Genomic DNA, 14,122 nt, shown 5'->3' on the forward strand with positions numbered 1-14,122 from the left:
TGCCCTCAACGTCGTTTTCGAGCGCTAGGAAATGCGCTTTCGTATGCGGTGGGCGATACCGAGCAAGGCGATCGCACCGGCGCATACGACCGTGATGCCGAAAGCGGGCGTGCGGTCGCCGACGGCGGCGATGCTTCCCGTGCTGCCGCGCGACCCGTTCGGTTCGAAGGCGGGTTCGGTGGCCGGGTCACCCTGGTTTCCGGGTGACATCGGCTTACCGGGCCATATCGGATCGCTCGAAACCGCATCTTCCCGATAGACGATAGCATAGCGGGAGAAGCGGTCGCTTGTGATGGTGACCGAAGAGGGGTCGGCCCCGTTCTCGTCCGCGAGCACGGTTGCCTCCCAGCCGCCGTCGTCTTCCTGGTGGACGCGCACGACGGCGTAGGTTCGCGCAACCCCCTCGGGGGCAGCGAGTTCAGGGGGGATGGAAAACGTCATGGTGATGCCCTTTTCGAGGTTGTGCAGCGGTTCGCTGGACAGGGGCTCGGCGTCGCTCTTCTTCCCGTACACCAGCTTCGTGACGCTCACATCGAAGTGCTTGCCGAGGGCCCAGCCGCTGCCCAGCGCAGCGGATAGGGCGGCGTCTTCGCCCGCTTGGGGCTCTGACGTGTTTTCGTCGACGACGGCCTGTATCTTGAGGAGTTCGACGCTGCCGTCGCGAAGCGCTTGGATTTCGTCTCGGTCGAGCTGGTACGCGAAGCGGTGCAGGCAGTCTTCAGGTATTTCGACGGTTCCATCGACTGCTGCCTCAACGACGATCTCCACTTCGATTTCCGGTAGCCGGAGCAGGGCTTCGTGCAGCTTGTCGAGTACGTTGGGATCGAGGGGCGTATCGGGGTTGGCCTCGATGTACGCTTCGTAATCGAGCTTGGCGTCGAGTATGGCGTTCCTATCGTCTTTTCCGGTGACGGGGTTGCCGGACGAGTCGGGAAGCTTTGCGATCTCGTCGTGCAGGTCTTCTTTCTCGAGAGCTGCGAATACGGCGGATACCTCGCAGGTACTGCCCGACGGCGTGAACGTATAGGTGACCGTGCGGCCGTCCGTCACGCCGGAATCGGCGATCGGCTCGCCGTCGATCAGCACGCTTTCAACCCGGAAACCGTATTCGGGCGTGAATGTATAGGTGACGGGCTCCCCTTTGCCGAGGGATGCTTCCCCCGGATCGATTCTACCGTGATCGGCTTGCTTCACCGTGACGGCGGTGCCCGTTGCGATGGTCCAGCGCGTGCGTCCCGGCTGCGTCTCTCTGTCGGGGGCGAGGTATCGTGTCTTGCCTGCTTCGCTGTCGAGCGAAGCGGTGCCGTCGCTCGACCCGTCGAAATCGAGCAGCACCATGCCGTCTGCTACGGTGCCCGTGGGCCGTATCGTCAGATTTCCCTCGAGGGTGCCTGCGCCGTGCTCGTCGCTTGAGAGGGCGGCGCTAGCGGGCATGGTGATCGTCGCGTGCTCCCCGTCGGCCGACGATGCCCCCCTCAAGCTGCCGTAGATGGTTGTCGGGTTCTCGTTGTAGGTGAGCAGGTTTCCGCCCTCTTCCAGCTCGATGTCATAAACGCCCATGAGGTGGTACGGAGCGCCGCTGTCGTTGGCTGAAGTTGTGTTCGGAACAAGCGTGGCGTCCGTGTGGATGAGAACGTTCGTTTCGCCGATATGGTTGGGGGAGTAGATGCCGCTCATCGTGGCCGTAGTCGGCGTGCCCTCGTCGTCGCCTATTTCGATGATCAGCACGCCGCTGTCGTGCTCTGCGTAGACGAAGTCGCTGAGCGTGGAAGTGCCGAGGAAGTTGACTATCTGGTCGCCTCCGATATTCGAAGCGGATGATGCGGAGTAGCCTGAGGCAAGCGTCGTATTTTCGAAAACCATCTTCGCATCGCCCGTGATGTCCGATCCGGCTTTTGGCATGGTGCCGTCTTGCGACGGGAAGGAAAAGCCGTTGAACCTGCTTTCCACGTTGCCGTCGATGGCGCCGTTGCCGTTCGAGCCGCTCAGGTACGCACCGCCGTAATAGAACTTGATGTCGCCTCCGGCGAACGATGTTGCTACGTTGCCTCCAACCTCCACGGTGCTTGCTCCCGACATGGCGCCGTCGATGTATCCGCCCGCTGAGAAGACGTACGCGCTGAAATCGCTTCCGGCCTCGAATGCGACGGCTCTGCCGATGGTGTCGGTTCCCGTGCGGGCGTCCCCCGTCGAGTTCGAGGCGATGCGTCCCGCCGCGGCGATCCATTTCCCGGTGAGGTTTGCGTTGTCGCCCATGGCCGTGCGAACCGATTGCACGGCAGAGGTGCAGTCGGTAGCGTTGTAGAAGATGTATCCGCCGCCGATGAACTGGCCTGCCGTCATAGTGTAATTCGCGTCGAACGCCGTATCGACCGATCCGCGAACGCTCGTCGTGCAGTTGTTCGCTTTGTTGTAAGCCAACCCGCCGCCCACGAACGATTTCGTGGAAACGTTGCTACCGAAAGTGGTCGCAACGCTTCCTTCGACAACGGCTTCGCAGTCGTTCGCCGCATTCGCCATGCCGCCGCCAACCGTGAAGTTGCCGTTGAGCGTGCAGCCGTCTTCGATGGTGGCCTCGACATTGTCCCGCACGTTCGCCGTACTGTTGAGTGCCTCTTTGTAGGCGTACCCGCCGCCCACAAAGAGGCCGCCTACCGTAGCGCCGCTTCCGAGGCTGATCGATGTTGCACCTACATCGGCGGATGCGTTGCGAGCTCCTTGCGGGCGACCGTCGTATTCGCTGCCCCAGACGATGCCCCCGCCTACGATGCCCTGCGAGACGAGGGTGTCGGAATCGACGGTGATGCGGGCGCCGTCGATTACATCGGCCGAGCACTTATTGCCTTTTGCGATGCCGCCGCCGACGATGTTCATGCCCGTCGAACTGCCCGACACGAGGTTCGCGCTCGCATGAACGACCACTTCGGTCGAGCCCGCTTTGGCAGATGTGGCGCAGTCGTCCGCATTGCTCTCAGCAAGACCGCCGCCTGCGATGAGGTTTGCGTTTTCGTATCCCGACCGCTGCCCTTCGAAGCCGAACACCTCGACGCGTGCCGTGCCGAGAACGTCAGCAGTGCCCCCGTTGCCGGCATAGCCGCCCCCGATGATGCCTGCTGCCGATTCCCACCCGCAGCGAGCCGTTTTTATCTCGGTTGATCCTACGCTGGCCTGTGCGTTGCGGTAAAGTGCGCAACCCCCGCCGTAGAAGCGAGAGAATGCTTTCGCATTCGGTTGGCCCAGGGCCGCCGTGTCGTCCTCGAGCGCCGTGATGCGCGCGCAGCCGAGTACATCGGCGGTGGCGCGATTCGAGTCGAGCTTCGTCCCTGTCGCGAGGCCTCCTCCCCAAACCTTCAACTTGTTGAACGAGGATGAAGAGGAGAAGGCCTGCGCCTTTGCCCCGAAGACGATGGCGGAGTCGCCGGTAACGTTGGCCGCAGCTGTCGTGTTGGAAAGCCTGTCGAGCGCGATGGAGGCTGCGCCTGCGCTGCCTCCCCCGTACGCCTCATCGTTAGTACCGTCGATCGCAATTGACGTTGAGCCGTTCAGGTCGGCTGTTGCCGTAAGCGGCGCGTCTCCGCTGTCGGGAAAGCATGCCTCGCCGCCCCCGTATACCGCTTTGACGCTTCCCGTCTCGGTGACGGAGATGCTCGAAGAGCCGCTCATGACGGCGGAGGCGCTCGGTAGGCCGTCGGCCGACGCGTATGCGCGACATCCACCGAATGCGGCATCCGCCGTGCCCCCCACGACGATCGTCGAGCTGCCGGCGAGATCGGCGTTCAGGCTGCCGCCGTAGATGCGCGAAACGTGAGCGCCTTCGCAAACGGCAATGCGCGTATCGGCCGAGAGGGGCGTGCCGTTCGCGCCCCCGTAGATGTAGGCGTTCATCTTCAGGGGCGCTTCGATGGTGGTTGCGATACCGCAGGTGTAGAGGTGGATGCTGTAGAAGCCGTTGCCCGCGTTGCCGACGGTAACCGTGTCCGTCGCATCGGATGTGATCGTGAAGGACGTTATGCCGCGGTCGGCCGGCAGTTCGAAGGCAATGGCGCGCGAAAGGTACTCGCGGTAGTCTTGGTACAGATCGCTTGTCACCTTGAAGACGACGTCGCCCGCATCTGCCGAGGGAATGGCCTCGATCGCCTCGGCGAAGCCTGCGTATGGCTGGCCGTCCCCGATAAGGAGCACGGTATCCGCCGAATCCTCCGATGTCGCACTCGACGTATCCTGGGGCTCGCCTGCCGCATTGGGGAAAGCAAGGCCGCTGCGCCCGTCATCGTCTGCGGCGGACGGGTTGTCTCGGAGCTCGGACCCTGGTCCGTCGAACGCCGTCGGCTCATCGGGCTCGGGTTCGATCGGTTCTTCGGGGTTCGATTCGGTTTGAGGCGATGGCTCCTCTAGCGACGTGGGGTTCGGGGGGGGGTGGAGATTTCGCTGCCGTTTGCAGGGGTGCCGAAGGCGGGGGCGGTGCACAGAGAGGCGCCGAGGACGGTCGCCAGGCATGCTGTCAGGAGATTTCGTCTCATCGCTTTTCCTTAATATATAATCAACTCGGTCATATAATAATAAGGTAAACGGGGGGTTTAGTCTACGGTATTCAAGAAAGTTGCTGGTTGAACGCGATTTTCTCGGCTAAAGCCGTCAAGGGAGGAATCGTTTCGCGAACGCTTCCAATACGGCGACGGCGGTGCGCCGCTTGTGGTCGGGGCCGTGCAGCGCAATAAGTTTTAGGTATCTGGGCTTTTCTTTTTCAATGGTTGTGATAATATAACTGCCGCTGCAACAACAGCATCGGGATGTGGCTCAGTTTGGTAGAGCGCTGCGTTCGGGACGCAGAGGCCGCAGGTTCAAATCCTGTCATCCCGACCATGTAGACTCGGGATGTATTCTTTTTTATTAAGATGCATCCCTTATCTATGTGTATTGTGGTAATCTGACGTGGTTAGATTGCGCGGGTCGTGCGTCCCGCATCAACGAGTGGAGGACTGTATGAAAATTCTCGGAATGGGCGTTCCCGAGCTGTTGATCATCCTTGTTGTGATCCTGCTTATCTTCGGGCCCAAGAATCTCCCCAAGCTGGGCAGTGCACTCGGCAAGACCGTGAAAAACCTCCGCGAAGGCATCGGCGGCGGCGATAAGGACGTCGAAGAGGTCGAAGAAGAGGAAGAAGAAGTCGAAGAGGTTGAAGAAGAGCAGCCTGTCAAGAAGACGGTGAAGAAGACCACTACGACGACGAAGAAGCCGGCTGCAAAGAAGAAGGCCGAGTAGCACCACACATTGAGTATGTTGCGCGGCATGTGCGCTCTATGTGCACGTGCCGCGTTGTCATATACCGAGCCCTAGGTTCGCCGCTTAAGCGAGGACTCGGTTTCCGAGCGGGCCGATACACGTAAGCGCACGCAGGACATGCGTGCATGTTTTTTGTAACAGACAGGTGATGGTATGGCAGACAAGGATTTTATCCTCACGCAGGAAGGAAAAGAGAAGCTCGAGGCCGAGCTTCATTTCCTCGAGACGGAGAAGCGCGCCGAGATCGGCGAGCGCATCAAGGTTGCCCGCGAGTTCGGCGATATCTCCGAGAATTCCGAATACGACGACGCCAAAAACGAACAGGGTATGATGGAGGCTCGCATCGCCGAGATCAGCCGCATCCTGAGCGAGGCTACGGTCGTTACCGTTCCGAAGCGTTCGAGCAAGGTCAACATCGGCTCGAGTGTGACGGTCGACATGGACGGCCGCGAGCGCGTGTTCACGATCGTGGGCGGCGCTGAGAGCGATGCCGCTGCGGGCAAGATTTCCAACGAATCGCCCGTCGGCTCGGCGCTTCTGGGCCACAAGAAGGGCGATGTGGTGGAAACGCAGGGCCCCACCGGCAAGAAGATCGTGATGACGATCGTCAAGATAGACCACTAAGAACGCGGCCCCGACAGAAGAGGGCCGTCATACTTCGGATTCGCAGGAGCGGAGCCGAACCTTTCGGGCCCTGGGAATCGAGGGCCCGTTTGCGTTTTCGAACGATACGAGAAGGAAGCACATGAGCGAGACGACGAGTACTGCCCAAGAAGGAATCGACCAGATCGAGGACGACCCGATCGAGGTTCGCCGCGCGAAGCGGGAGGCGCTGATCGCGGCTGGCAAGAACCCCTACGGCCACGCGTTTGCCTACAGCCACCACATCGACGAGCTCGATGCGAAGTACGCCGAGCTGCCCGACGGCGAGTCCACCGAAGACGAGGTGCAGATCGCGGGCCGCATCATGGCTAAGCGCGATCAGGGAAAGATCATGTTTCTCGAACTGCGCGACGCAACGGCCGACATCCAGCTGTTCTGCCGCATCAACACGCTCGGCGAAGAAGCGTACGCCGAACTCAAGGATCTCGACGTGGGCGATTGGATCGGCGCATGCGGAACGATGATCCGCACGAGGCGCGGGCAGCTTTCGGTTGCCGTCGAGTCGTTCGAGCTTCTGTCGAAGTCGCTTCGGCCCCTGCCCGAGAAGTTCCACGGGCTGGCCGACAAGGAGACCCGGTACCGCCAGCGCTATGTCGATTTGGTCATGAACCCCGAGGTGCGCTCGACGTTCGAAGCGCGCTTCAAAATCATTTCGGCCATCCGCTCCTACATGGAGTCGCAGGGCTTCTACGAGGTCGAGACGCCGATCCTCCACCCGATCCTCGGCGGGGCGAACGCGAAGCCCTTCATCACGCACCACAATGCGCTCGACAAGGACTTCTACCTGCGCATCGCCACCGAGCTGCATCTGAAGCGCCTGCTCGTGGGCGGCTTCGAGAAGGTGTTCGAGATCGGACGCCAGTTCCGCAACGAGGGGATGGATCCTTTCCACAACCCCGAATTCACGACTATGGAAGCCTATCAGGCGTATTCCGACCTCGAAGGCATGATGGAACTCACGCAGGGCTACATCCAGGCGGCCGCCATGGCCGCATGCGGCACGTTGCAGATCACGTTCCAGGGCAATGAAATCGATCTGTCGGGCGAGTGGCCGCGCAAGTCGATGATCCAGCTCATCGAAGAGGAGTCGGGCGAGAAGGTCGACTTCGGCATGTCGCGCGACGAGCTTGTGCGCATCGCCGAGAAGTACGGTGTGAAGGCCGAGGAGGCATGGGGCAAGGGCAAGCTCATCGCCGAGATATTCGAGGCGACGGCCGAGGACAAGCTCATCCAGCCCACATTCGTGATCGACCATCCTCTCGAGGTGTCGCCGCTCGCCAAGAAGAAGCCCGACAACGAGAACCTCACCGAACGCTTCGAGCTCTTCATCTGCGGTCACGAGTACGCAAACGCTTTCAACGAGCTGAACGACCCCGTCGATCAGGCGGAACGGTTTCAGGCGCAGGTTGCCGCCAAGGAGACCGGCGACGACGAGGCGATGGGCTACGACGACGACTACGTGCGTGCGCTGGAATACGGCATGCCGCCCGCGGGCGGAGTCGGCATCGGCATCGACCGTTTGGTCATGCTGCTGACCGACTCGGCATCGATCCGCGACGTGCTGCTGTTCCCGCACATGCGCGACGAGGCGAAGTAGCGCGGCCGTTTTCGGGACGCGCACGGCGGGTTTTTGGTGAAGTTGTGAGAGAGCGTTACGGCCAGGTGTCGTTTTAGCACTCACTTGACTTGAGTGCTAATATTATGCGGAAAGCTAAAGTTAGCGAGAATAGAGGCATGTATGAGCTTTGAGAAATTCACCGACAAGGCCCGCAAGGTCCTCGTCCTGGCTCAGGATGAGGCCCGTGCCTTGCACCAGCCCTACGTGGGCACCGAGCACTTGCTGCTCGGTTTGATACAGGAGGAGGACGGCCTTGCCGCCCAGGCGCTCGATCGTTTGGGCGTCGAGTACAACGCCGTCGTCCAAGCCATCCGCCAGGTCGTTGCGATCGACGAGGACACCGACGTATCGGGTCATCTGAGCTTCACGCCCCGCGTTAAGCGCGTACTCGAGAATTCGCTGCGCGAGGCCATGCAGATGGGCCAGAGCTACATCTCCACCGAGCACCTGCTGCTCGGCATCGTGCGCGAGGGCGACGGCACCGCGCTCGAAGTGCTCGGCCGTCTGGGCGTCACGGGCGACAACGTGCGCTCGGCGCTGAACGACCTCGTGGGCCAGAGCCCGGTCTATGCGGGCCGCGGCGCATTCGAGGCGCAGGCGACCTCGTCCGACAGCATGCTCAAGGAGTTCGGCACCGATCTCACCAAGAAGGCGACCGAGGGCAAGCTCGATCCGGTCATAGGACGCGCGGGCGAAATCGAGCGCGTCATGCAGGTGCTTTCGCGCCGCCAGAAGAACAACCCGCTCCTGATCGGCGAACCGGGCGTGGGCAAGACTGCCGTGGCAGAGGGCCTGGCGCAGCTCATCGTTTCCAACCAGGTTCCCGACATCCTGCGCAACAAGCGTTTGGTCACGCTCGACATCTCCGCGCTCGTCGCAGGCAGCAAGTACCGCGGCGAGTTCGAAGAGCGCCTGAAGAAGTGCATCAAAGAAGTCCAGGACGAGGGCGACGTCATCCTGTTCATCGACGAGATCCACACGCTCATCGGTGCGGGTTCGGCCGAGGGGTCCATCGACGCGGCTGCCATCCTCAAGCCGCCGCTGTCGCGCGGCGAAATCCAGGTTATCGGCGCAACGACGATCGACGAGTACCGCAAGCATCTCGAAAAGGATTCTGCGCTCGAACGCCGCTTCCAGCCGATCACCGTCGGCGAACCCAACGAGGAGCAGGCGCTGCGCATCATGGAGGGCCTGCGCGACCGTTACGAGGCGCATCATCAGGTGCACTTCACCGACGAGGCGCTGCAGGCGGCCGTGGCGCTGTCCGACCGCTACATCCAGGACCGCTTCCTTCCCGATAAGGCCATCGACGTGCTCGACGAGGCGGGCGCCCGCATGCGCATCCGCAACATGACGCTTCCGAAGGAGCTGCGCGAGCTCGACGACGAGCTCCGCCGCCTGCGCGCCGAGAAGGACGAGGCCATCGCCTCGCAGGATTTCGAGCGCGCGGCAAGCCTGCGCGACGAGGAGTCGCAGCTGCGCAGCAAGCGCGTCGAAGCGGAGAAGAAGTGGGAAGAGGACGCCCAGAAGTCGATCAACCAGGTGACGGTCGAGGATATCGCCGACGTCATCTCCATGACCACGGGCGTGCCGGTATCGAACCTCACCGAAGCCGAGACCGAGAAGCTCCTGCGCATGGAAAGCGTGCTGCACGAGCGCATCATCGGCCAGGAAGAGGCCGTTACCGCCCTCTCCAAGGCGATCCGCCGTAGCCGTTCGGGCCTGAAGGATCCGAAGCGCCCTGCCGGCTCGTTCATCTTCCTCGGGCCTTCGGGCGTGGGCAAGACCGAGCTTTCAAAGGCGCTCGCCGAGTTCCTGTTCAACTCCGAGGACGCGCTTTTGTCGTTCGATATGAGCGAGTACATGGAGAAGCATTCGGTTTCGAGGCTCGTGGGGTCGCCTCCGGGCTACGTCGGGTTCGACGAAGGCGGCCAGCTTACCAAAGCGGTGCGCCAGCGCCCGTATTCGGTCGTGCTGTTCGACGAGATCGAGAAGGCGCATCCGGATGTATTCAACATCCTGTTGCAGATCCTCGAAGAGGGGCGCCTGACCGACGCCCAGGGCCGTACGGTCGATTTCCGCAATACGATCATCATCATGACCTCCAACGTCGGTGCGCGCGAAATCGCGCAGTCCACGCCGCTCGGTTTCCAGAGCGATGCGAACACGGGGCTGTCCGACAAGGAGATCAAGAGTCGCGTGATGAGCGAGATGAAGAAGCTCTTCAGGCCCGAGTTCTTGAACCGCATCGATGAGATCATCGTGTTCAAATCGCTGACCGAAGCCGAGATCGCCGAGATCGTGAACCTCATGGTCGCCGAGCTTCGCGAGCGCTTGATTTCGCAGAACATGACCATCAACCTGACCGAGGCCGCAAGCAAGCACGTAGCCAAAGAAGGCACCGATGCGACGTTCGGCGCGCGCCCGTTGCGCCGTGCGATTCAGCGCCTGCTCGAAGATCCGATCTCCGAGCAGATACTCGAGGGCCGGTGGACGAGCGGTTCGGTCATCGACGTCGACTTCAAAGACGGAGAACTGACGTTTGCGGCGGGAAGCGGCTCTATACCTGCACCGCGCAAACGTGATAGCATAGCCAAGGACACCGAATTGCTCCTGACGAACTTCGATCTGGGCAACGCGGGCGTCTCGAGCGGCGGCTCGATGTCGGGCGGCGCCGCAGACTAACGCAGGTTTTGGCAAGGCAACGAACATGCGGAAGCCGTCGCAGCAACGCGACGGCTTCCTCGCATCGCCGATGAAGAAGGGTATGAAACCACATGGCGAAGACCATCGACCCCGTGTTCTCACCTCAGGTGCTGAAAAGGCCCGAGCTTCTGCTCGACGACCTTGATTTCGACGCGCTTTCGCAGAGCATGGGGGGTCTTGAGGGCAAGGTCGACGAGAACCCGAAAACGGCAGCCATCATCCTTGCCGGCGGCACGGGGGAGCGCTTTGGGAAAGAGGGGGGCAAACAGCTCGTCGAGATAGCGGGCAAGCCCATCCTCACCTGGTCGGCCGAGGCGTTCGATGCGGTGGGAGATATAGGCCTCATCGTCATCGTCTGCCCCGACGATCGCAAAGACGAGTACCTCAAACGCGCGGTCGATCCGTTCCCCTTCGTCACGCCCGTCGTGGTTGCGCCGTCGGGCCCGAGCCGTCAGGAATCGGCTTTTTCGGGCCTCGAATGCGTGCCCGATGATTTCGAATACGTGGTGCTGCACGACGGCGCCCGCCCGCTCATCTCGCCCGATCTGATCCTGCACGCCATCAACGTGCTCAAGGGCAACATCGATTGCGACGGTGCCGTGGTGGCCCATCCCGCGGTGGACACCCTGAAGGTCGTCGAGAACGGCGTTATCGTGGGGACCCCCGATCGCCGCGTGTTCTGGAACGCGCAGACGCCCCAGGTATTCCGTGCCGGCATCTACCGCCGCGCGCACGCATCGGCGCTTTCCGACGGGTTCATGGGCACCGACGATTCGTCGCTCATCGAACGTCTCGGCGGGCGCGTGCTCGTCGTCGAGGGCAAGCGCGACAACATCAAGCTCACGGTTCCCGAAGACTACCTCATGCTCGCCGCGGCCGTTCGCGCCCTGTACATGAAGGATGCCGAGCAGTGATCGACGGCGACCGACACGATGCGGGCAAGCCGCAGGGTTTTGCTGCCGATGTATCGGGCCGGGCGGCATTGCCCGCCGATGCGCCCGGCGACGCAGCGGCGGCTCCGGCTGCGGGTATTCCCGCAGCCGCCACGACGGTTCCCGCCGTACTCGCCGGCCTGAAAACCGGCCTCGGCTTCGATGTGCATGCGTTCGCCGAGAACCGCAGGCTCATCTTGGGCGGCGTCGATATTCCCCACGAGCGGGGTTTGCTCGGGCATTCCGATGCCGACGTGCTCGCCCACGCCATCGCCGACGCGCTTTTGGGGGCCGTGCGCGGAGGCGATATCGGCAAGCTCTTCCCCGATACCGATCCGGCGTACAAAGACGCCGATTCCCTCAAGCTGCTCGCTGCCGTGGCCGCATTTGTGCGCGAGCGGGGCTATGAGATACTCGACGTCGATAGCGTGGTCGCTGCGCAGGCTCCCAAGCTTTCGCCGTATCGCGATGCGATGCGCGAAAACCTCAGCCGCGCGATGGGCGTTCCCGTCGAATCGGTGGGCGTGAAAGCTACGACGACCGAGCATCTTGGGTTCGAAGGCCGCGAGGAGGGCATCTCGGCGCGCGCCGTTTGTCTCGTCTGTCGATGTTGCTAGCACTGCGACCAATCTGCGCACGTGAGCATGTGCGCTTCGCATGCAATGCTACAATGCACATTCGACTGGAAGACGGATGATCTATGAACATATTCAAAACCATAGGCGAAGATATCTTGGCGGTGAAGGAGCGCGATCCTGCCGCTCAGAACTCGTTTGTAATCTGGCTGACTTATCCTGGCCTTCACGCTCGCTGGTCCCACGTGGTGGAGCACTGGCTGTGGACGCATGGCGCAAAAAGCCTTGCGCGCATCTCGTCGCAGTTCACGCGTTTCATGACCGGTGTCGAGATCCATCCCGCCGCCGTGATCGGGAGGAGGTTCTTCATCGACCACGCCATGGGCGTCATCATAGGCGAGACCACGGTGATCGGCGACGACGTGACGCTGTACCAGGGCGTGACGCTCGGCGGTACCGGCAACGAAACCGGCAAGCGCCATCCCACGCTCGGCAACAACGTGCTCGTGGGCGTGGGGGCGTCGGTGCTCGGCAACATCACCATCGGGGATAACTCGAAAGTGGGCGGGGGAGCGGTCGTCGTGCGCGACGTGCCGCCGAACTGCACGGTCGTCGGCATTCCGGGCAAGATCGTCATGCGCGACGGCAAGCGCGTTGAAACCGAAAAGAAGGATGCGGCGAAGCATCGCGAGTGCTTGCCCGATCCGGTGACGGAGGAGTGCGAGCGGCTATCCGAGCGCATTGACGAGCTAGAGCGCGAACTGCGCGAAGATCAGGATGAACATGCGCTCGATCGACTGGCCGCGCGCATCGACGAGTTGGAACGAAGGTTGGGAGAGAAAGCATGATCAAGGTATACAACACCCAAACCAAGAGCAAGGTGGGTTTCGAATCGGTCGAGCGCGGGAAAGTCGGCATGTACGTATGCGGCCCGACCGTCTACAACTACATCCATATCGGCAACGCCCGCACCTTCATCGCGTTCGACATCATTCGCCGCTACTTCATATGGCGCGGTTTCGACGTGACGTTCGTGCAGAACATCACCGACGTCGACGACAAGATCATCGCGAAGGCGAACGAAGAGGGCAGGCCTGCATCTGAGGTGGCGGCCCAGTACACCGAGGCGTTCATCGAAGACATGCGAGCGGCGGGCGTGCTCGATCCCGATATCAGGCCCAAAGCCACCGAGGAGATCGACGCGATGATAGGACTCGTGTCCGAGCTCATCGAAACCGGTCACGCCTACGACGTCGACGGCGACGTGTACTTCTCGGTCCGTTCGTACCCGGCCTACGGCGAGCTGTCGCACCGCAACGTCGACGAGATGGAATCGGGCCATCGCGAACTGCGCGCATGCGCCGCTGGTCTCGAGGACCACAAGCGCGACCCGCTCGACTTCGCGCTGTGGAAAGCCGCCAAGCCCGGCGAGCCCTCGTGGCCGTCGCCCTGGGGAGACGGCCGTCCTGGCTGGCACATCGAGTGCTCGGCCATGTCGCGCAAGTACCTCGGGCTTCCGTTCGACATCCACGGCGGCGGCGCCGATCTCGTGTTCCCGCACCACGAGAACGAGCGAGCTCAGAGCGAGGCCGCTTGCGGGTGCCGTTTCGCCAACTACTGGCTGCATTCGGGCATGCTGCAGATCAATTCCGAGAAGATGAGCAAGTCGCTCGGAAACTTCCTTCTTTTGCGCGAGGTGCTCAAAACCACGAAACCCGCTGTGCTGCGTATGCTGATGCTGCAAACGCACTACCGCAGTCCGCTCGATTTCTCCGACGAGCGCATTGGCGAAGCCGAGGCGGCGCTGTCCCGCATCATGAACACGGTGAAGAACCTCGAGTGGGTTGTCGAGAACGCCGAGGACATGCCCTCGCCGCTCGACACCCGTACGATTATGACCCAGACAAGGGAGCTGCGCACAGCGTTCGTCCTCGCTATGGACGACGACTTCAACACGGCGGGCGCGCTCGGGGAGATATTCTCGTTCGTCGGCGAGCTCAACGCGCACCTCGGCGATAAGACGGTTTCGCTCACCGATGTGGCGGCGCTGCGCCAGGCGCACGACGCCATCGTCGAGCTCATGGGCGTGTTCGGCATCGAGCTTGTTGAAGATGAAGCGGGCAAGGATTATCCCGTCGAGGTCGTTGATCTCGCTCGCGAACTCGCCGCGTACGACGGCGCGAGCCCCGTCGAAGCGGTCGATGCGCTGCTTGCATGCCGCGCCGATGCGCGCAAGGAAAAGAACTGGGCGCTTGCCGACAAGGTGCGCGACGGGCTCGGCTCGCTCGGGTTCACGATCGAGGATACGCCGCAGGGTGCGCGCGTCTCGCTCGGCTAGACCTGTG

The 14,122-nt window shown here is 62.0% G+C and carries 9 protein-coding genes and 1 tRNA gene; 9 read left to right on the top strand and 1 reads right to left on the bottom strand.

Going from position 1 to position 14,122, the window contains the following annotated elements; all coding sequences use genetic code 11:
• Nucleotides 1-24: 24 nt before the first annotated feature.
• Nucleotides 25-4,182: a hypothetical protein gene (locus MWL89_RS04690; protein ID WP_244411951.1), complete on the bottom strand. Its 4,158-nt coding sequence runs from the start codon at nucleotides 4,180-4,182 to the stop codon at nucleotides 25-27.
• A gap of 604 nt (nucleotides 4,183-4,786) precedes the next feature.
• On the opposite strand from MWL89_RS04690, the gene MWL89_RS04695 reads away from it, so the two are divergent.
• The 9 genes from MWL89_RS04695 to cysS all read left to right on the top strand — a co-directional run bounded on the left by MWL89_RS04695 (nucleotide 4,787) and on the right by cysS (nucleotide 14,115).
• Nucleotides 4,787-4,863 (top strand) — tRNA-Pro (locus tag MWL89_RS04695).
• 120 nt (nucleotides 4,864-4,983) lie between these two features.
• Nucleotides 4,984-5,262: a twin-arginine translocase TatA/TatE family subunit gene (tatA, locus tag MWL89_RS04700; RefSeq protein WP_102378774.1), complete on the top strand. Its 279-nt coding sequence runs from the start codon at nucleotides 4,984-4,986 to the stop codon at nucleotides 5,260-5,262.
• Nucleotides 5,263-5,436: 174 nt separating this feature from the next.
• Complete coding sequence (gene greA, locus MWL89_RS04705; RefSeq protein ID WP_102378773.1) at nucleotides 5,437-5,907, top strand: transcription elongation factor GreA; 471 nt, start codon at nucleotides 5,437-5,439, stop codon at nucleotides 5,905-5,907.
• Between the two features lie 121 nt (nucleotides 5,908-6,028).
• Entirely contained in the window at nucleotides 6,029-7,543 is a 1,515-nt protein-coding gene (gene lysS / locus MWL89_RS04710) for a lysine--tRNA ligase (protein ID WP_303202869.1), read from the top strand.
• Nucleotides 7,544-7,684: 141 nt separating this feature from the next.
• Complete coding sequence (locus MWL89_RS04715) at nucleotides 7,685-10,249, top strand: ATP-dependent Clp protease ATP-binding subunit (RefSeq protein ID WP_102378771.1); 2,565 nt, start codon at nucleotides 7,685-7,687, stop codon at nucleotides 10,247-10,249.
• A gap of 92 nt (nucleotides 10,250-10,341) precedes the next feature.
• A complete protein-coding gene (gene ispD, locus MWL89_RS04720; RefSeq protein WP_244411952.1) occupies nucleotides 10,342-11,184 on the top strand; it encodes a 2-C-methyl-D-erythritol 4-phosphate cytidylyltransferase in 843 nt (280 codons plus the stop codon).
• A gap of 116 nt (nucleotides 11,185-11,300) precedes the next feature.
• The gene (gene ispF / locus MWL89_RS04725; RefSeq protein ID WP_102379587.1) at nucleotides 11,301-11,819 is read left to right on the top strand and encodes a 2-C-methyl-D-erythritol 2,4-cyclodiphosphate synthase; all 519 of its coding nucleotides are present in this window, start codon (nucleotides 11,301-11,303) and stop codon (nucleotides 11,817-11,819) included.
• A gap of 83 nt (nucleotides 11,820-11,902) precedes the next feature.
• Nucleotides 11,903-12,625, top strand: coding sequence for a serine O-acetyltransferase (gene cysE / locus MWL89_RS04730; RefSeq protein WP_102378769.1), 723 nt, complete (start codon nucleotides 11,903-11,905; stop codon nucleotides 12,623-12,625).
• Nucleotides 12,622-14,115 carry a cysteine--tRNA ligase gene (gene cysS, locus MWL89_RS04735; RefSeq protein WP_244411953.1) on the top strand — a complete coding sequence of 498 codons (1,494 nt, stop codon included), beginning with the start codon at nucleotides 12,622-12,624 and terminating at the stop codon, nucleotides 14,113-14,115. Before cysE ends, cysS begins: the two co-directional genes overlap by 4 nt.
• Nucleotides 14,116-14,122 lie beyond the last annotated feature (7 nt).

This window comes from Raoultibacter timonensis (genome assembly GCF_022845715.1).
GTDB lineage: Bacteria > Actinomycetota > Coriobacteriia > Coriobacteriales > Eggerthellaceae > Raoultibacter > Raoultibacter timonensis.

Bases quoted from the DNA above. Each gene is read 5' to 3' on its own strand.
- tatA (WP_102378774.1), top strand. From the start codon at position 4,984: ATGAAAATTCTCGGAATGGGCGTTCCCGAGCTGTTGATCATCCTTGTT.
- greA (WP_102378773.1), top strand. From the start codon at position 5,437: ATGGCAGACAAGGATTTTATCCTCACGCAGGAAGGAAAAGAGAAGCTC.
- lysS (WP_303202869.1), top strand. From the start codon at position 6,029: ATGAGCGAGACGACGAGTACTGCCCAAGAAGGAATCGACCAGATCGAG.
- MWL89_RS04715 (WP_102378771.1), top strand. From the start codon at position 7,685: ATGAGCTTTGAGAAATTCACCGACAAGGCCCGCAAGGTCCTCGTCCTG.
- ispD (WP_244411952.1), top strand. From the start codon at position 10,342: ATGGCGAAGACCATCGACCCCGTGTTCTCACCTCAGGTGCTGAAAAGG.
- cysE (WP_102378769.1), top strand. From the start codon at position 11,903: ATGAACATATTCAAAACCATAGGCGAAGATATCTTGGCGGTGAAGGAG.
- cysS (WP_244411953.1), top strand. From the start codon at position 12,622: ATGATCAAGGTATACAACACCCAAACCAAGAGCAAGGTGGGTTTCGAA.